This is a genomic window from uncultured Phascolarctobacterium sp. (assembly GCF_958349595.1).
Classification (GTDB): Bacteria; Bacillota; Negativicutes; order Acidaminococcales; family Acidaminococcaceae; genus Phascolarctobacterium.
The window spans coordinates 141,025-163,879 of the sequence record NZ_CATWDQ010000003.1 but is presented as its reverse complement, the minus strand read 5'-3'; the positions used below and the strand labels follow the sequence as shown (position 1 = coordinate 163,879).

Below are 22,855 nucleotides of genomic sequence, written 5' to 3'. Positions count from 1 at the left end.
TCATCATAAAATTATTTTGCTTCCCCGCTCATGCGTGCGCCGATCTGACGGGCGACATAAACACCGCTGGCACTGGCCTGTGACAGTCCCCTGGTGATACCGGCGCCGTCGCCGACTGCGAACAGGTTCGGGATCTTCGTTTCCAGTTTATCATCAAGCTCCAGCCTGGCGCTGTAGAATTTTACCTCTACGCCGTACAGCAAAGTATCGGCGTTAGCCATCCCCGGCGCCACTTTATCCAGCGCATAGATCATCTCGATGATATTATCCAGATGCCGTTTGGGCAGCACCAGGCTCAGATCTCCGGGCGTAGCTGCCAGTGTCGGCTTGGTAAAGCTCTTTTCCAGACGTCTTTCATTCGTGCGCCGGCCTTTGATCAGATCGCCGAAGCGCTGCAGCAGCACCCCGCCGCCCAGCATATTGGAAAACGAAGCAATACGTTTGCCGTATTGATGCGGCTCCGTAAACGGCTCCGTAAACTTATTGCTGACCAGCAAAGCAAAATTCGTATTATGGCTGTGCAGCTTGGGGTCACGGAAGCTGTGCCCGTTGACCGTGATGATACCGTCCGTATTCTCGGCGACCACATAACCGTTAGGATTCATACAGAAAGTACGCACCAGGTCGTTGTACTGACGGGTCCGGTAAACCAGCTTCGCTTCATAGACCTCATCGGTGATGTGTTTAAAGACCTGCGCCGGCACCTCTACCCGCACGCCTACATCCACCTGATTGTTGATAAAAGACAAGCCCAGCCCGCGGCACTGTTCAGTGAACCATTCTGCGCCGGCCCGGCCGGGAGCCGCGATCAGATAATCACAGCGAATATCAGCTTTATCCTCGCCGCATACGCTCAGTTCAAAACCGTCGCCATGCCGTTTGATAGTTTCCACATGGGTATTGCAGCGGATCTCCAGCCGCTCCGCCAGATATTTATAGATATTCTCCATAATGATCAGGTTGTTTTCCGTACCCAGATGCCGCACCTTGGCGTTTAAAAGATGCAGATCGTGCCCCAGCGCCAGACCGCCGATCGTACTGTTTTTCGTGCTGAAATATTCGCCGGGAGCGCCATGACGGCAGTTCAGCTCATCAACATAATCGATCAGCTCGATCACTGTCTTTTCGGGAATATACTCATTAAGCCAGCCGCCAAATTCCGTTGTGAAATTATATTTACCGTCGGAAAAAGCGCCGGCGCCGCCAAAGCCGCGCATGATATCACAGGGCACGCAGCGCAGACAATGGTCCACTTTTTTTGCAGCCAGCGGGCACTGCCTTTTTTCGATAGGATTGCCTTCCTCCAGCATGATCAGCCTGACCGCCGGATATTTCAAGGTAAATTCATACGCAGCAAAAACCGCCGCCGGCCCGCCGCCGATAATCGCCACATCATAGTTCTCGTACATAAAGGACCTCCGTTCTGTATGTTTTGATCACAGATCGTATTTTTTGCTTTCATCGCCCAGAGGCTCATCTTTTTTGGGATCATTTTTAAACAGCTCAATATTTTTCTTTGCTTCACGCAAAGCATCGTCATACACAGTTTTAAACGCGCTCAGATCAGCCGGTTTACCGGCTTTCAGCCATTCGGTAACGACCCGGCCCAAAGCATAGGTGCTCCCCACTGCTACCGGTATCTGCAAAGGGGCAAACGGTATCAGCGTTGTCAGCGTACTGCCAACAAAATAAGCGCCCAAAGAGCTCAGCAGGCTGACAGCTGCTTTTTCGCCGATTTCTTCCTCATAAACGCTGCCTAATTTTATCACCAGATACACATCATTGGCAATCAGCGCCATCGTTCCCAGCAGCGGAGCAACTACGATAACGCCGGCCCTGGCAGCCGCCCAGCGGCACAAAGTCTCGGCTTCCTCCTGACGCATCCTGTCGTCAATAACAGTGACCTTTGTTTCCTGATCCATCTCCATTTGCATACCCTCCTTCAGGCATAGTAAACCACTTATTATTATTCGCAGTCTTCCCGAAAAATCCTGCTAAGTTCTGCCGATAAATACGCCGTCGGCATAAAAAACCGCAGGCCTGAAAGCCTGCGGTCAAAACCACTTTTATTATGATAGCAATAAACTATTTTTCCAATCCGTCAGCCTGACGCTTGGCAATCACCTGACGCATATAGTCGGTGATCAAAGCCGTGCTTTCTTCAAACAGCACCAGTGCGTGCGTAGCTTTTTTCTCTAAAAACGGGATCAGCTTTTCCAGGTTTTCTTTCTGGTCAACGAGCGTTACCAAAACAGGCAGATTGGAAACACCGGTAAAGAGTGATACCGGGCGGCGGTCAATACCGCGCACTTCAGTCGCGTACCCTTCGATACCCTTAATGACAGTAGCACCGGCGATCTTTAACCGGCGGGCTTCCTCAAGAATAGTTCTGTACAGGGGGTCATTACCCACGATGACGTCCTCGCCCGTATAAATTTTCAGCATCCAGCATTTTTTGAATTCAGCAGCCATACTGATCCCCCTTTTCTAAAAATTATTCTTCTTTTCCTGTCTTAATTATAACACGCTGTCTCTAAAAATACATGTATCACACAAAAATATTTTTGTCATCCGGCTTACAGTTTATGCAGCTGACTTCAAACCGGCGCTGCTGCGACAGTGAATTTGCAGCAGCCTACTGCCAGATCAGCTTCATTATATTTTTATATTCTTCCTGCAGATGCCTGATAATGACATCTAGCACCGTATAGATCAGATCGCCTTCCACCTTGCCTTTCGGCAGCAGTACGCAGCTTTCCAGATACAGGCCGCCGTCTGCTCCCAGATAATATTTGAACACCTTATATTTGCCGTTGGTAGTATTGAGCTGCCGCAGCAGTTCCAGCTCATTATTTTCTTTTAAAGCGCCGGGCGCTGCCAGTACCCGGATCATACCATAAATACTGCTGTCCAAAATAATGATCGTCGGCAGCTGCTGGCCCTCGACCTCGATCGTCGACCGAAAAACTACCGTATTCAGCTGATCTTCCTCTATTTCTTCCACCGCAAAACAGGTAATGGACTTCGTTTCTAAATATTTTTTAAAATCTTCCGCTTTTTTATTCATCTGCATTGCTCCTTTTGGATAGGGAGCGGCTTGAAGCCGCTCCCTGCTTTTTTAAACGTTCTCACCGATCACAAGATCATCTTCCTGAAGTTCCTGCTGCTGATCCTCCGGCAATTCGTACAGCGCAAAGCGCTGATACAGCGATACTCCGGAAGGATTGTTCTTTTCATAAACATCACGCGGCATTTCTTTTTTCAGGAAACGCAGATGATTTTCACCCGTAAATCTCTGATTATAAGCATAATGGTAATCATCCAGCGAGATCAGTACACCATTGCTGATCTGGGTCCGGTAGCGGTCAGTAAAATACAGATGCATCCAGTTGCCCAGATATTCGTCATTATGCCACCCCAACAGGTTATTCTTGGGATCGTTAGCGGCATAATTGAACCAGTAGATGCTGTTGCTGCCGTCACGCAGCGGCGGCGTACCGTAAACCGAAGTCCGCATATCGCTGTTGCTGAAATAAGCCACATCGGCTACAGCCAGCTTATCGATATAGAACCGGCCGCTTTCCACGTGCAGATTGGCATTTCTGACCCACAGCTTATCAAACCGAACACCATTGCTGGTATTGATATTTTTGATCGTAAAATCTCCGATCGGCTCGTCATCTTTGGCACCGCCAGGGCTGATGATCAGCATACCGTCAGCATCGTCACGCTGTTTGATATCGTCGAGCGTGATATGATTGCCGCTGACTATGAGCTGATTACCGGCAACTATTTCTTTGACATCCATATTGTTGTCCATGTCTTTGGTGATCAGGACAACGATATTGCCATCGATCTTGCAGAGCCGTAAATGTCCGTTTTCCGTACCGGCCGAAGCTTTATCCTTAGCATAGATCTCGTGGAGATCAACATCGCCCTTCTGTGTATACACATCTACAGAGCCGTTGATCGAGGACAGCTTAACGTCGGTACCGGCAGGGTTATCGCCGCCGTCAAAGTGACTGCTCCTGATATCGCCCTCTGTAACGTGCACTGTCAAAACGCCATCCTGTGCCGTAGCATCAGCACCCATAAAGACATCGCCGAGTTCCGTCCGAATATTGATATGCTTTTGCGCTGTCAGGGCTGCGCCGACGTTGATCGCGCCAGCTCCTGCAGCCGCAGTATTTTGAGTAGCCAGACTGATGCTGCCCTGTTCGGAGTGGACCGTTCCATTGCTGCCGGTATTGATATTGCCGGCTGCCGCCGTCAACGCCACATCCTGAACAGCAGTCAGACTGCCATTATTGCTGATATCATTGCCGGCATCCATGGTAATAGCGTCCTGCGCCGTGATCTTACCCGTATTGCCGATATCCTGCCCGGCTGTAAGCAACACCTGCCGCCCGGAGTCTACCGCGCCGCTGTTGACAAGATCATTGCCGGCGTCTATGACTACATCATGGCCTTCACCGCTGTTTACCGCAGTCTGATTGATGATATCTTCCGCAGCCTGCATCTGCACCGCACCTGCAGCCACGATCGTACCGGCAGCAGCCGTATTGCGGATACTGCCCTGCCCGGCCGTCAGATCGACTGCCAGACCTGTGCCGCCTGCCGTCAGATTGCCTTCATTAATGATGTCACCTGCTTTGGCCAGCATGGAGATCAATTTTGCAGCACTGACATCAGACGCATTGGTAATACTCTTGGCCGCAGTTAAGGACACATCTGCATCGGCACTCACCGCATCTTTATTAATGATACTGCCGTCCTTAGCCTCCATCAGCAGGTCTGTACCGGCACTGACTGCTTCGTTATTAGTGATATCTTCGCCAGCCTGAAGGTCGATAGCCTTGCCGGCAGTTACGCTGCCCTGATTGATGATGTTGCCAGTAACAGCATTCATCAGCAGACCCTCGCCTGCTTGGACCGTACTGCTGTTGGTAATACTCTTGGCCGCAGTTAAGGACACATCTGCATCGGCACTTACAGCGCCCTTATTGATGATACTGCCGTCCTTAGCAGCCATCAGCAGGTCTGTACCGGCGCTGACTGCTTCGTTATTGGTGATATCTTCGCCAGCCTGCAGGTCGATGTCCTTACCGGCAGTTATGGCATCACGGTTGCTGATATTGCCGTCAGCCGTCATCCCGACAGCCTCCGCCGCCTTCAGCACGCCTGTAGTAGCCAGATCTCCCCTGCCGCTGAAATCGATACCGCCGGCGGTAACATTTACGCCGCCATTGATCGTCAGATCGCCGTCAGCAGAGATATTACTGATGCTGACGTTACCTGCATTGACATTGAGTCCGTTCAGCTGGACCGTTAAACCACCGGCTGCCTTGCTGACAAATTCTATACCGCCGTTGATGCTGTTATTCTGCCCGATGCTTTGGGCTGAGAAATTGCTGATCTCGTTATTTTGGCTCAGCAGTTTCTGCCCGCCGCCGGTAACAGCCGTCAGTGATGTGGACTTGATGCCTTCCGCCGCAGCATTTTGGGTAATATTGCCCTCTGCCTGCAGCAGCAGGTTCCCCGCTGCTCCATTGATAGTGACGCCGCCGTGATCCAAAGCAATGTTCACCGCTTTGATGACGCCGTTGTTCTCAGCCGTTACCCGGCCCTTGACCCCGGTCACCGTCACTATGCCTTCATTGTCCTGTTCCTCGGCGCGGCCCAGGCTCACATTACCGGCACTGTTCAATGTAAACGTACCGTCTGTCCTGATCGTACCCAAGACCAGATTGCCGTTTTCCCTGCCGTCCAGATAGATATCTTGGCCGGCGTCGGCATTGATAACGGCGCCATTGTTGAGGATCCGGACGCCATTACCGTCTACGCCGATGCTGCCCTTAGCCGCAGTTAAAGTGATCTGTGTCCCGGCACTGATATAACCCATATCCTTGCCTTCTTCGGCAGACATTTTCATACCGTCGTCGGCATTCAGCACGACTTCTCCGCCTGCCGCTACTGCCTGGATCGTCAAAACGCCGTCCTGCTGCGTCAGATAGACGGATTTGGCGCTGTTCGCATCAAGAGTACCGGAAATCTTCGTTTCGATGTGCTTATCCGCACTGCCGATACTGCCATTGCCGCCGTAAATGATCAGGTTCTCGCCTTCCAGCCGGCCATTGCCGATCATATGCACACCGTTGTCGCTCATCAGTTTGATATCATGCTCGGTCTTGATCCCGGCAATGTTGAACACGGTATCCTTCGTCCCGGCCAGATAAACATTATCGCGGCCGGCAGCATGGATCTCGCCCTGATCCCTGGTCTGGAGATTGATCGCCCGCTGCTGCCTGAAAGTAACGGTATTTGTTTCCGCATTCCAGGTCAGATCGCCGGCTTTAGCCGATGCCAGCAGCTGCAGATTTTCCAGCTTGCCCAGCTCATCATAACTGATGACCTTATCCGCCGCATCGACGCCGATACCGCCGTTAGCGGCATTGAGCGTGATATTGTTTGCCGTGACATTGGCTTTGTCAACTGTCTGTACCTGTCCCGGCTTGCTGTTGATAACGCTCTCCTGGATAGCGTACAGCAGCTGGTTCTTGCTCCAGCCATAATTATCGCTGGTGCTCACTTCTGCATAAGACGCGATCAGATTCTGCTCGTCTGCGTTATAGCCGGCGCCGGCAAAATAATCCTGCTGCGCCTGCTGATATTCGCTGTAAGCCGCGGTTATGGCCGCAGTCTTTTCTGTCGCATCGCTGATACCGTCAGCCTTTTGCATAGCTTCGATATAAGCAGCCTTGGCAGCCTGCAGACCAGCGTCGTCAGCATAAGCCTGAGCGGCGTCTTTGTAAGCCTGCACTTTACCTGTGTCGCCGCCAGCCAGAGCCTCTGCCCGGGAATCAAGTCCGGACAAACGTTCTTCCTTAGCCTTTTCTGCCGCTTTACTGTTGCTGTCATCGGCATCAGCACTGCTGATAAGGCCGTTTTCCAGCCACCGGTCGACCTTGGCGGCGCTGTCCGACAAGCCAACGCTTTCTTCATTATAAGCATCAACAAAGCTGCCGTTGGCCACTGTCAGCACCGCATCACCGTTAGCGCTTTCGATCGTGCCCAGGCGCATATTGCCGTCAGTCTGCGTTAAAACGATGTCGCCCTGTGCCGAAGCATTGATACTGGAGGTCATACTGTCGCCGCTGAACAGCTCGCTGCCGCCCAGCACCTTCAAAGCCTTGTCTTTAGTACCGATACCGCCGGTATTGCTCACCAGGTCGATACGCTGGCCTTTGACCGTATAGTCGCCGCTGCCGGCATCAAGAATATCGCCGTCAGCCTGCAGATAAATATTACCGGTCTCTGCCTTGATAGCATTAGTGCCGCCGGTCATCAGCCGGACGATGTTCAGAGCGCCTTTGTCGGAAATAAAGCTGATATTGCCGTTATTCGTTACCGCGTCTACATTGGCGCTGCCGCCGATAGCCGCATGGTTCACCTGGATACCCGTATTGGCGGTGATCCTGACATCGTCAGAATTGATCTTGGCGTTGCCCAGAGCCGTGACCGAACCCTGATTGCTGTTCAAAGTCACGTTGCCCAGGCCCTTGTAATTACCGTTGTTATCGATAACGGTGGCGTTGCTGATGTTACCGGCCAGGATCATATCGTTCTTGCTGGTGACATTGATGTTGCCGCTGCCGTTACCATTGCCCAGGAAGCCGATACTGATACCGTAATCAGCCTTCAGGCTGGAAGTAGAGGTACTGGCCGTACCCTGCTTGCCTGTCCAGTAATAATAGGTAGTGCCGTAGCCGAAGATCTTACCGGCCGTGCCGTCATACCGCTTATCAGCCGTAACTTCAGAAAACTTCTCTTCACTAGTCGTATAATGGCTGGAGCTGATCGTAAACTGCGTGCCGTTGTTGCCCGTAGTAATGACCGAACCCGTAGCCAGGCTCTGGCCGCTGCCGGAATCAGTGGTAAATTGATACTCTTTGCCATCGCGGTTCAGCCCGTCTACAAACTCGCCGGTATTACTGTAATCCAAAAGTCCCCAGAACAGGAATTTTTCACTGTAGCTGTACTTTTTCGTAGTCTCGCCGGAAACGCCGCCGGTCCACTGATACTGCAGTCCGCTTTGCGGATCATAGGTATAGCTGCTGCCGCCAGACGACCATGCCGGAAGCTTGTCTGCAGCCGTACCGACTGTATAACTGCGCTGCTGGCCGTTCATATATTCAGTGACCTTATTGGTGTTTTTATCAGTAATACTGATCAGCCCACTGATATCATTATTAGTGATCGTATTGACTTTGACCGTACGGTCGACGGCCACCGTATTGATACCGATATCCGCAGCACCGTCCATCGCCATCAGCCGGCCGTTGCCGGTGCTGGAGATTTTACCGGTGATATAGATCTTACCGCCGTTAGGCGTAATGCTGTCAGTCAGCAGCTGTTTGGTCGAAGGATTGTAATAAACCTTGACCTCATAATCCCAGACCTTGGTCGTACTGTTCCAGACCTTGCCGCCGCCGTTGATGCAGTAAGCATCATTGCCCATGACCTCGTTATCGCTCAAAGGCCGCTGGTTGGCTGCCCAACTGGCATCCAGGGACGCCACTTTACTGGCGTCGGCAGCAGACAGTTCTGTCGAATAGTTACCGTAGCCGCTTTGTACCAGACCGCCGATATTCACGTTCAGCCCGCTGATATAAACGTTGTCGCCTGCTACGATACCGGCGCTCTCGTCCGGCGTGTAATTCAGTTCGCTGCGATCGATGCCTACCGTCTCGACCAGCCAGTTGACATACTCGTCATAGCTGTTGAAAGTAAAGGTTTTGCCCTCACCTAACTTATAAAGGTAATCCTGGATCTTTTTCGCCACCGAGTCGCTGAACTGATAACGGGTGACAGGGTCACCGCCGATATTGACCAGACCTTCGCTGCTGGTCTGCGTTACCGAACCGTTGACGGCCGACAACGTGATATTGCGGCCGCTGATATTGCCCTGTACCAGCACGTTGTAATTATCATTATTGATGATAATATCGCCGGCCGTATTGCTGATATCGCCGAAAATACCGATATCTGCCTGCGGCGAAGGATTATCTGTAAATGCCGAAGGAGAATTGCTGTTGACCGTGATCTTCGGCGTCTCCGTACTCAATCCGTCGGCTTTGACCGTACCGGTAAAGCTGTTGCCGCTGCTGGTGTTCTTCAGGTCAGAACCATTGAACTTCAGCTGGCCGCCGGCATCTTTGATCGTCAGGTCGCCGACTGCCAGATACAGGTCGCTGCTGTTATTTACCGTGAGCTGCGGCGCGCCCTGCGCTGTCAGCTTGCCACTGCCCTGCAGCTTATCGGTATCGATATTGATATTGCCGCCTGAAACCACGATATCCGGCAGCCTGATCGCCGCAACATTGATCTGGTCCACAGGGATATCCGTCTGATTACCGTTTACATCCAAAGCGACCATACCGGCTTTTCTCATTTCCAGTACGATATTGCTCAGTTCATTTTTGTAAGCTTTATATTCGTCCGAATCCACCTGGTACTCCTGCATCAGTCCGCTTACTTCTTTATAACGGGCCAGCAGACCGTTGCCGATGATCATCTCTGCCGGAGTAATGCCGTCTTTATCAAACCAGTCGGCACCCTCGCCTACCGTAATTGTAATGCCGCCGTAGCTGACGCTGCCCGGGGTCAGCATATTACCATTATCGTCATATGTCGGAGCAGTGATCGCGGTAGCGCCGCTGATATCGACTTCCAGCTTATTATGGATACCCGATTTGACCGAACCGGTCACATTGACATGATTATCAGTGATTTCGCTGCCGATAGTCTCGCCTAAAACAGTCGAAGCAACCGAACCGCTGCCGCCCGTACCTGTATAAATATTATACTCGCGGGCCGATTCAGTGACCGTCGTCGTACCTTTGCCTGCTTTGACATTGACATGGCGCACACTGCCGACATCGCCGGCGATCTCGACCTGATTATTCTGCGTCATCGTATTTCTGACGCTGGGCGCGGTATAAACGGGGATCACCGTCTTATTATAGGCGTCCGCCAGTACTTCCAGCCCCAGCGAAGAATTGATGCCGCCGCTGTTGGCACCGGCATACAGATTGACATCGTTAGTGCTTTCCAGATAAGAATTTCCGTCAACCTTCAGCTTATTGCTGCGCGCCAGTTCGTTTTCGGCCCTGGCCGAAGCCGCGCCGACAGCGCCGCCCTGTGTATCGGCGATAGTTTCCAGTCTGACTTCGGTGTCATCGCTGGCCGCCAGGGTGATATCCTGGTCCTTTTTCGACGTTTTCAGCGTCGAACCAGTAATATCGACACTATTATCATAGACCAGTTTATGCTTGCTGGCCGCTAAGGAAACAGGGACCAACCCGGCTGACTTCAAGCTGTTGGTACTGTTGATGGTACCCTGCGTCAAAGCCTGCGCCGTGATCGAACCGCTGTTGCCGAGAGCGGTCAGTTCACTCTTATCTACCGTGACCCCCGCCGTAAACGCAAACGCATCGTTCAGGTCGGATGCATTGACATTCACGCCGCCATAGCCGCTGGCGTCAATTTTCCCTGTATGATCCACATTATTCTGGGCCGTGTAAACCTGGGCCCCGTTACTTGTGATTTTCGCATCTTTTACAGCCACATTGGCAGCATTGCTGACATTGTTTTGGAGCCAGACACCGCTGCCGCCAACAACAGCCGCACGTACTGCGTCCGCATGCAGATCGATATCACTGCCATTGATCGCGCCTGCGGTGACCACGCCGTCCGTAGTCCAGTCCCCGCTCAGTTCCACATCAGTATCGGCACGATACTCATTTTCCACCTTGGCTGCATAAGGACTGATATCGATCAAAGCGCCGCCATAACCGTTTGCTTCGCTGTCGATAGCGGCATAGCTCTTCGCATTAACGGTCAGATCATTGATATGACTGCCTGCCTTACTGCCTGCCGCTGTGACCTTCGTCGTTAAAACAGCCTGCGTAGCGGCAAGGTTAGTGCCTGTAGCAAAGGCCGTACCTGCGCTGATACCGCTGGCCCGTACCTTCTGCGACACACTGTTGCCTGCCTCCAGCAGCAGATCGGCAGCCCCGTAATTATTCTCTCCCAGAGCCTTGCCCCTGTAGGTATTGCTGCCGGCATCCACAGTCACATCACTGTAGATAGAACTGCCGCCGCTGTTGATCTGGGCCGCGCCGCCGGGGAAGGGCGATGCGCTGATACTCAACGCCTGCATATCCACATTCTGCTTGGCATTATTCTCTGCCTTGACGCTGATCGTCTCAGCCGCCAAAACATTATTATCACCAATAGTCACACTGGTCTTTAAATGTTTAGCCTCGGTACCGATATTAGCCTGCGCCACCGTTACAGCTGCCGAAGCCAGCAGACTGCCGCTGAGCGCGCCGGTGACCGCTTTGACTGCGGGAGCGTTGAACGCGGCGATATCGACAGCTTTACCCGCCGTCAGGTTATTGCCGCTGGTCACAGCTATATTGACCTCGCCGTTTTCACTGGCCTGCGCGCTGACGCCGGCCCCGGCAAATACCAGACCGCCGCTGCCTGCCATAGCGCTGGCCTCTAACGAATAAGCCTTTTCACTGCCGTCGGCGTTTCTCGCCTTGCGTTCAGCATTGATCTCAACGTTCTCCTCCGCCGTCAAGTCACTGCCGTCCACCTTGATATTGAGCGCACTGCTGTTTTCAGCCTGCGCCACGATCACGCCGGCCGCTGCTACGCCGGCCGTCAGGCCGACCGCATTGACCGAAGCACTGCTGCTGTCGGCAGCAGTCACAGCCACGTCTTTTTTCGTCGCCGTCAAAGTACTGCCGCTGATATTAACGGTATTAGTACCCGCAGTGCTCACCCGTCCGTAAGCCGCATTGACGCCAAGCAGGCCGCCGCTGCCCTGATACATGTTCAGCTGCGTTTTGCCGTTGATCTCGCTGCCGGCTTTTATTTCCGTACCGCTGAGCCTGGTATTATTGATATTGACCGCCAGATTACGGTTGACATTGACAATACCCACACCGGCATTGACTGCGGCCGCTCCTAAGGAACCGCTACCGCCGGTCATGCTGATATTATCAGTTTCTTTAGCAGTCACAGCCAGCTTGCCCTGCGCCGTCAGACTGCCGCCGTTGATGTTGGCAGAGATCTGGGAATCCTTACCGCCGCCCTTGCCTGCGCCTACAGCAACTGTATCGCTGCCGGCATTGATGCCGCTTTTCTTCAATGCGCCCAGACTGCCGGCAAAGCCCAGCATATCCGTTTCGCCGTAGACACCATTGGCTTCATCCAGCTGAGCCAGGGCCGCCCTTTCATTTTCATCACCGGCATCCAAAGCCTTGCCGGCGTTGGTAATGATGATATTGCCGCCCACAGCTGCGCCGCCGACTGCCGCATTGGTAGCCACCTGGCTGATGTCGCGGATCTCTTCGGCCGTAACCGTGATATCCTTCGCAGCCGTTAAATTACTGTTCGTCACATTGTTCTGCACGGTGCTGTCGATAGTATTGACAGTCACACTGGCGCCGACGCCGCCTACGCCGCCGGCATTGCCGCCGGTATAGGCATCGAGCCCGATCGTATTCTTAGCTGCCGAAGTGATCGCGCCGCCGGTAGAAGTAAGTGCAGAATCACTGATATCCGTGCTCACTCTGCCATTGATATTATTGACGGAGACCGATCCGGCCACACCAGCGCCCAAACCGGCAATGCCAGTGGCTGTGATGCCGGAGGTCACAGTCGTTTTATTAGTTGCAGTCAGCTTCTGATCGCCGCTGCTGGTAACTTCACTATTTGCAATTACGGCTTCTGTGTCCGAATCATCCTTCAGCACGCCTACGGATAACCCGATCCCGGCGCCAACGGCGGCGCCGCCGACCGAGATATTACCGGCATTTGTGCGTGCCAGATGGTTGGCCCCAACATCAAGTGTTGTGACATCCGCATCGGAAGCGGACAAAGCCGCCTTCGTCTTACTGTTGATCTCACTGACCGTGACCACGCCGGCTACGCCTGCGCCGATACCGGCCGCTCCTGCGCCGATAGTGAACGAGGAAATACCCTGCTTGCCTTCGGCCTGTACCTTCAGCGCCTGCGCCCTGATCTCGCTGTCATCGACCTCAGCCGTAACATTGCGGCTGACAGTATTGGTATCTGATCCGGCGCCGATCCCGGCTCCTTCGATCCCGATCCCGGCCGAACCCACAAAGCCGGAGCTGTTGGAGTAGTCACCGGCACGAACGCTGACGTCTGCCCGGCTGCCGCTGCCGCTAAGGCCGCCGTTCAAAACAGCATTAGTGATTTTGGCGCTGGTAGCGCCTTCGATCATATTTACATTGACTGTTGCCGCCACACCGGCATACATCCCGCCGCTGGCATTCACCAGGAAGGATTTCAGATCGCGCGTCGAAGAAGCGTCGACCACGATGCCCTTCTGCGTCGACTGCGTCCGTTCGATATGGGAATTGATCGCTACGGTTTCATCATCGATCAGCGTATCATGGATCTGGCCGTCAGCGACCGTACCATAAGTAGTGATACCGCTGTCATTGCCTTTAGCCGTGACCTGGGTCTTGTCAGCGCCGCTTTCACCGATCGAGGCCGACGTTGTACCGGAGATCTGGTTGACGCTGGTCGAAACACCAACTGCCGCCGTACCGCCGCCGCTGACGCTGCCTGCATAATTGGCTATCTGTTCATCGCTCTGAGCCACTACGCCGACGCTGCCGTCAGCTGTGATCACCGCACCAGACCCAATATGGGCAGTGGCGTCATTTTTGATCATGTTGACGGCTACCGAACCGGTAACGCCCACATTGCCGCCGACCGCTCCACCGACGCCGATGGTTTCTATTCTGGGCGCGGCTGTAGCGCGCACGTCCAGACCGCGTATATTCATCGTACCGCCCAGCACCTCGGCCTCAGTCTGCTGCACGATCCTGTTTACCGCTACGCCGGCGCCGACTGCAACTGTTCCTGCGCCTGCCGCTACCACGGCTGTATTGAAGATCTTGCTGTCTGCATCCGCTTTTACGGTCACACTGGCTTTAGCCGCATCGGCTTCGTCTTTATCGATATCCGTGGCTTCTATCGAAGCCTGGGTCTGTTTATTGATCAAAGCCGTCGAGGCAGCGCCCTGCACAGCTACATTGCCGGCTCCGCCTACGCCTACGGCCACATTCAGCACTTTAGAACTGTCATTGGCGCTGACGTTGACAGCCGCCGCATCCTGGGTTGCGATCTTAGTATTTTTGATCTGCGCCCTGGTGATCTGGCCGGCCTTATCCGGATCGCCGGAGCTGCCGCCGATATCCGTATAGGCCACGCCTGCACCCACACCGACCTTAGAGCCTGCCGCTACATTACCCATCACCGTATAGGTATAGGTAGTATCAGCCGCTTTAACGTCCACCTGCTGCGCATTGTCTATCTGCGAATCGCTGATGACGGCGTCAGTTTGTCCGTCTGCTCTCGTCAGCACCACTGTACCGGTAATGGCAGCGCCTTCTGTAGCTGCCGCCAGGCTGGCGCCCACCGTATACATTTTATTGCCGTTGGCCGCATTGGCGTAAACATTGACGCCGTCCGTATCAGCCATCCTTTTATCAATAACGTTGTCCTGTAGATACGCTCCGGTGACATTGCTCAGGCCGCTGTAGCCCAAACCTGCTCCTACAGCACTCTTACCGCCGGCGATCTGGCCGGCCACGTTGATCATTGCCGCAGTATTCACAGCCCGTGCGCCCACGTTCTGAGCGTTGATCTCCGAACCGCTGATCGTAGCCGTGGCCGCATTATCGATATTCTGCCAGGAAACATTGCCGATGCCGCCCAGCTTATTGCCGACGGCTACACCGCCGGCCACACCGACCAGCAAAGTATCAGAATTGGCCTGCGCTTCCACATTTTCAGCAGTAATGGCAGAATCTGTGATCTTCGCTGTGAAATTGTTTTGGATATCGCTGACGGCCACCGAAGCACCCACTGCCGCATCGCCGTTAGTTACAGCCACGCCTGCAGCCGCCGTGACGATAGTGCTGCCATGGCTGCCGACACTGTTCATATCCAGCGTTCCATCGCCTGTACCGTCATCGGTCATACTGGTATCCAGACCGTCATAATAAGAATTGCCTTTCGTATCGATCAGGGAACTTATTTTGGCCAGCTCCTGCTCTTTGCTGCTTGCGCCCTTGGTCAGCAGCTCCTGGTACACGCCTGCATCTTTGGTATTGGTATCCATCGCCCGTACCCGCACAGAGCCATTTTCCACCGTCTGGATATTAGCGCTGTCGATATAAGCGTTGACCTGATTGCTGACGCCGTTATAAACGCCCGCACCCTGGATATCGACGCTGACGCCGTCGCTGGAACTGGTTTTAGTAGCGCCGGCCGATACTGCCGCCGTTACAGCGGTCAGCGCGGTCAAAGCATGTACTTCCACATTGCCGATATCTGTATAAGCAGCTCCGTTCTTGCCGGTGCCTTTGATCCCGGCGTTGACGGTATTATTCAGGGAAGCAACAGCTACCGAAGCACCAAGCGCCTTGCCCTGGTTACCTGCAGCTACCTGCATCCCGCCTGTTACCTGCACATCGCTCTGATAGCCGGTAACGTCGATGGCCTCAGCCTTATCGACTGTATTATCTTCCATCAAAGCATTGACAGTGCGGTCGATCAGATTGACTGAAACTGCCGCGCCGCCCGTGCCGCTGCCGCCTTCATTTTTCGATATTTCCATGCCTAGGCCGGCCGCGATAGTAGTACCCCCGCTCAAGCCCAGCACATCGATCTTGCCCGCATTACTGATATTACTGTTAGAAATGACGGCGCTGATAGTATTATCCAGATCATTGACCGCCGCCGCGCCTGCTAAAGCCGCGCTTTTGCCCTGAGCGCCGCTGTCGCCACTGGATTTCCAGACGATAGCCGCCGCGCCGCTGTAAGCGCCGACAAAGGCGTTATCCTTGCCGACGACGCTCAGATCACCGTCGTTCAAAGTAATGACGGCGTTATCGACTACGGCTTTAGTAGCATTGTCCAGACTGTTGACAGAAACACTGCCTGAACCGGCGATACTGAACTCCGGCATAGCACCGTTGCCGCCGCCCTGGTTATCACGGTTGATATGCAGCTGGCCGCCGCCCTGTTCCGTACCGTTGGCGTTGAAAGCGTCATCGACAGCCGACGAAGAACTGCCGTCGCCATTGAGCTTATCGGCGAATATCGACCCGGCTTTTCCCACCAGGCCGTTTTCTCCCAAAACCTTATCGGTAAGGCCGTTTATTTTATCGCCCACCTTGCCGAAGAAGCCCTTCTCGCCTGAGCTGTCATTTTTAGAGACGCTGCCGGCCACACTGACGGTATTGATCGTGCCGTCGGTAACGGCTTCCACGTTCAGCCCGTAAGCAGTGATCGCAGCGGCTTTTTTCTGGCTGCCGGTCGCCGTATAGGCCGTAGTATAACCGTCGCCGCCTGTTAATTCATCATTATCCTCGCCGAAGATCTCGGCGCTGAAACCATATACGTCACCGACGCCGGCAATATTCTGCACCGCAAAATCATTGATGGCCACAGCAGCCCCCACGGCTCCGTTAGACTCAGTCATAGCCAGGCCGCCGGCCACATTGACCAGACTGGTATCATTATGGCCGCTGATGGTGACTGTACCGCTGGTCGTATCCGCGCCGCTGCTGTTTTTAGACGCAGTCAGCGAAACCTCGTCATCGACGATCGTCAGCACTTTGCTGTCGCCGCTGATCACCGAGACCATACCGTTCAGCGTCACGCCCGAACCTCCTGATTCGCCGGAAGCACCTTTGCCGGCGCTGGCAGCTACCGCCACATGGTCGATAGTATTGCTGCCGGTGATATTGATCTCGCCGCCGCTGATCTGCGAACCTTCGCCCACAGCAGCGACCGTATTAGTATCAAAGTTACCGATATTGACCGTAGCGCCCATCGAGCTGTTGCCGCCCGCATTATTGAAAATGGACGCAGTTACACCGGCCAGGCTGACATCTTTCATCGTATTTTCAGCCCCGACCTCTACCGTGCCCTGGGAATCGATCTTTACGTTATTACCCAGCAAAACCTTGCTGTTATTTTTGACGTTCGTTACCATCACAGTACCTGCGACAGTTGCCTGCGTGCCTGTGCCCTGGCCAGAACCATCATCGCCCTTGGCATTGGAGACCGCCCCGAAATTGGCATAATTATTGGGATCGGCAAAAGCCACGGCATTCACCACTACGTCGCTCAGCCCTGATACAGCCTGTTTCAGCTGAGCTGCCGTAGTCTTCTGTGCCTCATCAGTTCCCGCCTCTGCCGCCGCGATCTGCTCGTTCAGGGTGTCCAAAGCCGCCAGCAATTCTTTGGCCGCAGTAAAGGGTCCTGCCGCCTCCAGTATGCCATCGTCGCTCGTCAGCAGGGTCTCATCGGCTGAGAACGTCCCTACTGCCGCTTCCAAAGCCTTCGCTTTAGTTTTGACGGCATCCAGCAGATTCTGCCAGTCGCTGCTGATACTGCCGCCCAGACCGCTGAAACCGGCTTCGATATTGGCAGCAGCATCCTTGACAGCGTCGACCATCTTCTGCACACGGTTATAGTCTATTTTGACCTGACTGTTGATAGTCACGCCTTTAGCGCCGCTGATAGCCGCGTCGGCAAGTTTAGCATCGCTGCGGTCAGCTACCGTCACAGTAGCCTGATTTTCCAGATTAGTGACCAGTACCGACGCATTGCCGACGATACCGCCGCCCTGTTCTTTGGTGTAGGAATTGCTGGCGCCGCTGGCCGTCATATGGATATCGTCCATCTGCATTTTAGCATCCAGCGTGATCTGCCCGTTTTGTGCCGTCAAACCGGCCTCTGAACCGATATTGACAGAGGCGTTATTCTTTTCATTGACTACCGCTACCGTAGCGCCGGCCTTCAGGAAATCAGACAGCTTGATGCCTTCATAAGTCAGCTCCTCGCCGCCCTGGGCGCCGTCTTTTTTGAACAAAGCCTCCTTGATCTTCCCGCCGACCGCCTTCATGGCGTCTGTAGCGCCCACCTGCTCCAGCGTTTCCGTCGCTTTGACGACATATTTGCCAGAACCGATCTTATTATTGCTGCTGACAGTATTATTGGTAAAAGTATCAGCGGCACTCACATTAAGGTCATTGCCCGCCAGCAACGAACGGTCTACATTTACGCCGGCACTACTGTTATAATTGGTGACATTGACAGCAGTCACCAGTGCGGAAGCATCAGCTCCCGACACATTTTCTTCCGAATTCAGGTCGTTCAGGGCTTCGGCTTTGACATTGACGTCCTTACCGGCCGTCAGCGCCTGCTCATATCCCGCCGCCTGATTTTTATTGATATTGACCTGCGCCGCATTGTCGCCGTTGGTAACCATGACGCCGACCACGACCTGATTGGCGTTGCCGCCCTTGACTGCCAGATTGTCCACAGCGTCGATCTTCAGATCTGCCTTGGCTGCCACGTCAACGTCACCGGCAGCGGTCAGCTTACCGTCCACATTGACCGTGGCCTTATTAGACGCTTCCGTATATACTACTGCTCCAGCCGGGACATAAGTACCCTTTTGTCCGCCCAGGCTGGCATATTTATAGCCCGTGGCAGAAGCCTGCGTTGCCGCCAGCGTAGTGCTTTCAGCGCTGACAGACACATTGCCGCCGCTGCTGCTGACTGTAGCTTCCGAACCGATGTTGACTGTGGCCGCCGTATCCAGCACGGCAAACGCCACATCGCCGGTGAGCGGCGTAGCTGCTCCCAGCCCCAATACCGATGCTTTATGCACCAGTCCGTCCTCATCAACGTATTCATTTTTAGCGCTGGCGCTTACCTTGACATCTTTTACGCCGCTGACATTGCCAGCCAGATCCACTGCAGCCGTTACTTTAGCCAGACTGCCGGGATCTGCGTCAGTAGTATCCGTCCTTTTACCATTTGCAGCTATCGCCGATATTTCCACACCGCCTGCGGCGTCGATCGTGCCATAATTTTTGACCGTGGCTGAGATATCCCTGTAAGTGAACTCGTCAGCCAGTCCATCCAGCTTGTCTTTGATAAAGTCAGGCGCGCCGTCAGCCAGTCTTTTTGTCCCCGCATCGGCGGAAGCCTTCAGGATGATATCACCGCTGCCCGCATCCATCGTCGCCGTCAGATTGCCGGTCAGACCCGATTGGATATCGCCGCCGTTGCCCTTGATATTGACCAGATCAGTAAAATCGACCACGCCTGTGCGCAGTGCGGCAGTCTTGTCGACCACGCCGCTGCCGTCGATACCCACAAGGATATTAGCTGCGCGCAGATCGATCTTATTGGTGGCGTTGACCTTACCTAAGACCGTGATCGTCCCGCTGGGGTTCAGGGGGATCTGTGCCGGGCTGTTGCGCAGCAGCTCCAGCTGTGCCTTCTGGTTTTCCGTAGTACCGGTCGACAACACGTTCTGCATTGCCGTCATCTGTGCCGCCGTAGGCGTCATAACATGCAGTGCGCCCGTATTGATCACGCCGCTGCTGCCTACTGCCATGCCTTCCTTACTCAGAAAATACAGATTGCCGCCGATCTTATTGTCCCTGATCGCGTTTACTGTACCGTTGACATCGATATGGCTGTTGACAAAGTTGACCAGATTATCAGCCTGGTTACTGTTGGCCTTGTCGCCGAAATACATATTGGCGATCTGATTGGCGTTCAGATCGAATTCCTTAAAAATATTGACGCCTGTACGGTCAATGATCTTCTTGGTTTCGATGTCGATGACGCTGCCGTTGCTTGTAACCTTGGTAAAATCAGCACCCGCAAGGATCTGCGCCGAAGCAGCCAGCGGATTGGCAAAAATGCCCATAGCCGTAACAGCCGAAATGATCCGTCTTGCCAGATGCGGCCTTTTTTCTGCTATGATCTCGGACTGTTTGTTTTTCAGTTTTTCGTTGCTCCTCCTGATCTGTCTTTGCTTACTCATTGTCCTGCTCCTCCCTAAAACTGTCCGTTAAACATAAAATGCAGCCGTGTTTTGCCGGTTTCGGTGCCGTTCAGCTCCCGCCGCAGCGGTATACCCAACGTCAGACTGCTGTAAAAATTCTGCGCTATCGTCGCTTTGATGCCGATACCCGTACCGGCAAGGATATGATCGTCAAAAGCGCTGTCGCCATAGACCGCGCCGTAATCAAAAAACGTAAACAAAGAAGTCGCCTTAGCTATGGGCACGGCATATTCCACACTTGCCGACCAGCCATGGTCGCCGCCCAGCAGACTCTCTTTATAACCACGGACGCTATAAGCGCCGCCGATATAAAACTGTTCGGCCGACGGCAGATAATCAGTGCCGCTGAACTGGGCGTCCAATCTGCCTGACAGCATCTGCCCGCCCGCATACAGCTTCTGGTACAGTCCGTTGAACTGATATTTGCCGAAATTTTTGGAACCGCCGTCAATATTTTCCCAGTCACCGAACCGGTAACCGTGTTTCTGATAGATCACCGAGCTCCTGCCGTAATTCATCATACTGAAGGAAGCCGTATAGCCGCTGATCGTATCGTCCACCCAGTGGATACCCAGAAAATCCGTCTGTGAATTCTGCCGGCTGTATTCCAGTGCCACGTCAGTTTTGATGTTTTCCGTAACTATCAAAGGCTGCGTCAGCGAAACGCCATACGCAGTAGAATGGCCTCTGACATTCATCGGTTCCAGTTCGCCGTCGATGATATGCACACTGTTGGCGCTGTACTGCACCCCTAATTTGGTGCCGCTGCGCCCTACAGGCGTGGTATAGGCAAAGCTGCCTGATTTTGTGCCTTTGGAAAAGATCCCGCTCAGCATCAGCTGATCCCGGTTGCCCGTCAGGCTCTTATTGGTATAAAAGAGCCCGCCGCGCCATAGGCCGCTGCTGTCGCTGCCGGCGTTATCCGAATATACCGTAAAATTATGCTGCTTCGGCTCATAGGCGGTGATCACATAATCAGTGGTCCCAGCCTCCTCTCCGGCCTGCATGAAAATACGCAGCTGCACGTCGTTAGTACCATTGAATCGCAGCATATCTTTATTTAAAGTATGGATATTGTTGATTTCGCCTTCGGTCAGCCGCAGGCGGTTTTTGATATATTTACTGCCTGTCGATTTGTTCCCCTCTATGATCAGTTTACCGGTACGCCCCTCCACCAGGTTGATGTGGACGATACCCTCCTTGATCGTCTGCGGCGGCAGAACGGCCCTGCAGGTCAGATAGCCTTTATCCTCGTAAAGCTTATTGATCTCGGCGACCATGGTATTGAGCTTCTGCAGAGAGACCTCCTGCCCGACATATTTGGCCGTAATCGCCTCTACAGCGTTATTGTCCAGGACCTGCGAAGCATCAACGACTACTTTTTTCAAAACAAACAGTATTTTATCCGATGCTTCCGCCTGTTCGCCTTCTTTGGCTTCTTCCACTTCACTGCGCTGCTTCTCCCGCTCCTCCTGGATCCTTCTGGCGATCTGCTCGCGTTCCAGATATTCCCTGGTACGGTTGAGCTGTACCCCGGCGTCATTATAACCGCTGGGCGGAGCAGCCGGCGGAGTCTGTGCCGACGCTGTCAGAGTTATACCGGCAAGTCCCGTCACCAGCGCCAACCGCAGTGCTTTTTCCAAATATTTCCCATTCATCTTTTACCGCCCCCATTTTATTTTCTCAAAACATATAAGTTAAATAGATACCCTTTTAAAACCATTATATTAGAAATATTTTTCCACTTTGTAAATTTTTTATTTACATCTTTCTTTCTGAAATACCACTTGTATTAAACATAATGTAAATGCTATCATTAGTGCGTAGAGAATTTAGTTTTTATTTTTGTGTTTTTGCAGTTTTACAGAGAGGGAGCGCTATCATGCTTACAATACTGACCATCTGCACACCAAAGATGACTAAAACTTTCAGCGAATTATTTATCTACAGCACTTTTTTTGAAGCAAAATTTATTTTTGTAATGGACTATGCCGATGCCGTACAGAAATTTTACTTGTTAAATCCTGCTGCTCTGGTCATCGAATGTCCGACTTCTGATGCTGAAGAAATAAAAACTTTTTACACCCTTACCAAAACTACGCCGCTGCTGGCCGTATCAGCCCGACCTGACGAAGATACCGCTATCGCCGCTTACCAAAACGGCGCCACTACCTTCATCAGATTGCCCTGCGGCAGCAGGGAATTTTATTACCGGCTGTTTTCCATCCTGAAAAAATGCTATCAGATCCCCTTCAATGAGCTGCATGCCACTATCGACATCGGCAATATCAAAATCTATACCAAAAGCAACCGGGTCCTGCTGAACGGCACTATCGTCAACCTGACCCACAGCGAATATAACCTACTGCTTTTGCTGGCGCAGAATGTCAATAAAACAGTCGCCACTGAAGAAATGTATCAGCGGTTATGGGCCAGCGGCGAACTGAAACATACCAGCCGCGGCCTGCAGATGCATTTGAGCAAGCTGCGCCGTAAGCTGGGGCTGAACGACGATACAAAAGTACGCATCATTACCATACACGGCAAAGGCTACTGCCTGAGCACCGCAGATTATCTGCTGTGATAAGGGCTGTCATTTTCTCGATTTCATCATATCATATGTCCCCCCCTAATCAAGTTTTGTTTTTTCAAGATACACATTCCCTGTCCGCAGACCAAAAACAGACTGTGCCGGAATATTTCCGGCACAGTCTGTTTTTATTGTTCCGCAGGGCTTATTCACTTTCTTAAAGTCGCCTGCCCCCTTATTAAGCTCTGATCATAACCCTGTCTGAAGCTTACGCCGCAGCAGTCTGCTCTTTATGCGCCCAGCTAAAATTTCCTGCTGGCCGGGTCATAAATTTG

General features: G+C 53.1%; 7 protein-coding genes. 1 reads left to right on the top strand and 6 read right to left on the bottom strand.

Going from position 1 to position 22,855, the window contains the following annotated elements; all coding sequences use genetic code 11:
* Nucleotides 1-11 precede the first annotated feature (11 nt).
* The 6 genes from Q4G98_RS04135 to Q4G98_RS04110 all read right to left on the bottom strand — a co-directional run bounded on the left by Q4G98_RS04135 (nt 12) and on the right by Q4G98_RS04110 (nt 21,648).
* The gene (locus Q4G98_RS04135; RefSeq protein ID WP_298563326.1) at nt 12-1,409 is read right to left on the bottom strand and encodes an NAD(P)/FAD-dependent oxidoreductase; all 1,398 of its coding nucleotides are present in this window, start codon (nt 1,407-1,409) and stop codon (nt 12-14) included.
* A 27-nt stretch (nt 1,410-1,436) separates the two neighbouring features.
* Entirely contained in the window at nt 1,437-1,928 is a 492-nt protein-coding gene (locus Q4G98_RS04130; RefSeq protein WP_298563324.1) for a hypothetical protein, read from the bottom strand.
* 157 nt (nt 1,929-2,085) lie between these two features.
* On the bottom strand, nt 2,086-2,472 hold the full coding sequence (locus Q4G98_RS04125; protein WP_177560387.1) for a DUF190 domain-containing protein: 387 nt from the start codon (nt 2,470-2,472) through the stop codon (nt 2,086-2,088).
* 163 nt (nt 2,473-2,635) lie between these two features.
* Nucleotides 2,636-3,067, bottom strand: a complete 432-nt coding sequence (locus Q4G98_RS04120; protein WP_298563322.1) for a YbjN domain-containing protein — start codon at nt 3,065-3,067, stop codon at nt 2,636-2,638.
* A gap of 51 nt (nt 3,068-3,118) precedes the next feature.
* Entirely contained in the window at nt 3,119-19,969 is a 16,851-nt protein-coding gene (locus Q4G98_RS04115) for a leukotoxin LktA family filamentous adhesin (protein ID WP_301961848.1), read from the bottom strand.
* A gap of 14 nt (nt 19,970-19,983) precedes the next feature.
* Nucleotides 19,984-21,648: a ShlB/FhaC/HecB family hemolysin secretion/activation protein gene (locus tag Q4G98_RS04110; RefSeq protein ID WP_177560393.1), complete on the bottom strand. Its 1,665-nt coding sequence runs from the start codon at nt 21,646-21,648 to the stop codon at nt 19,984-19,986.
* Between the two features lie 224 nt (nt 21,649-21,872).
* On the opposite strand from Q4G98_RS04110, the gene Q4G98_RS04105 reads away from it, so the two are divergent.
* Complete coding sequence (locus tag Q4G98_RS04105) at nt 21,873-22,574, top strand: response regulator transcription factor (RefSeq protein ID WP_177560395.1); 702 nt, start codon at nt 21,873-21,875, stop codon at nt 22,572-22,574.
* Nucleotides 22,575-22,855 lie beyond the last annotated feature (281 nt).

Coding starts and splice junctions, on each gene's coding strand:
- Q4G98_RS04135 (WP_298563326.1), bottom strand. CDS start 1,409: ATGTACGAGAACTATGATGTGGCGATTATCGGCGGCGGGCCGGCGGCG.
- Q4G98_RS04130 (WP_298563324.1), bottom strand. CDS start 1,928: ATGGAGATGGATCAGGAAACAAAGGTCACTGTTATTGACGACAGGATG.
- Q4G98_RS04125 (WP_177560387.1), bottom strand. CDS start 2,472: ATGGCTGCTGAATTCAAAAAATGCTGGATGCTGAAAATTTATACGGGC.
- Q4G98_RS04120 (WP_298563322.1), bottom strand. CDS start 3,067: ATGAATAAAAAAGCGGAAGATTTTAAAAAATATTTAGAAACGAAGTCC.
- Q4G98_RS04115 (WP_301961848.1), bottom strand. CDS start 19,969: ATGAGTAAGCAAAGACAGATCAGGAGGAGCAACGAAAAACTGAAAAAC.
- Q4G98_RS04110 (WP_177560393.1), bottom strand. CDS start 21,648: ATGAATGGGAAATATTTGGAAAAAGCACTGCGGTTGGCGCTGGTGACG.
- Q4G98_RS04105 (WP_177560395.1), top strand. CDS start 21,873: ATGCTTACAATACTGACCATCTGCACACCAAAGATGACTAAAACTTTC.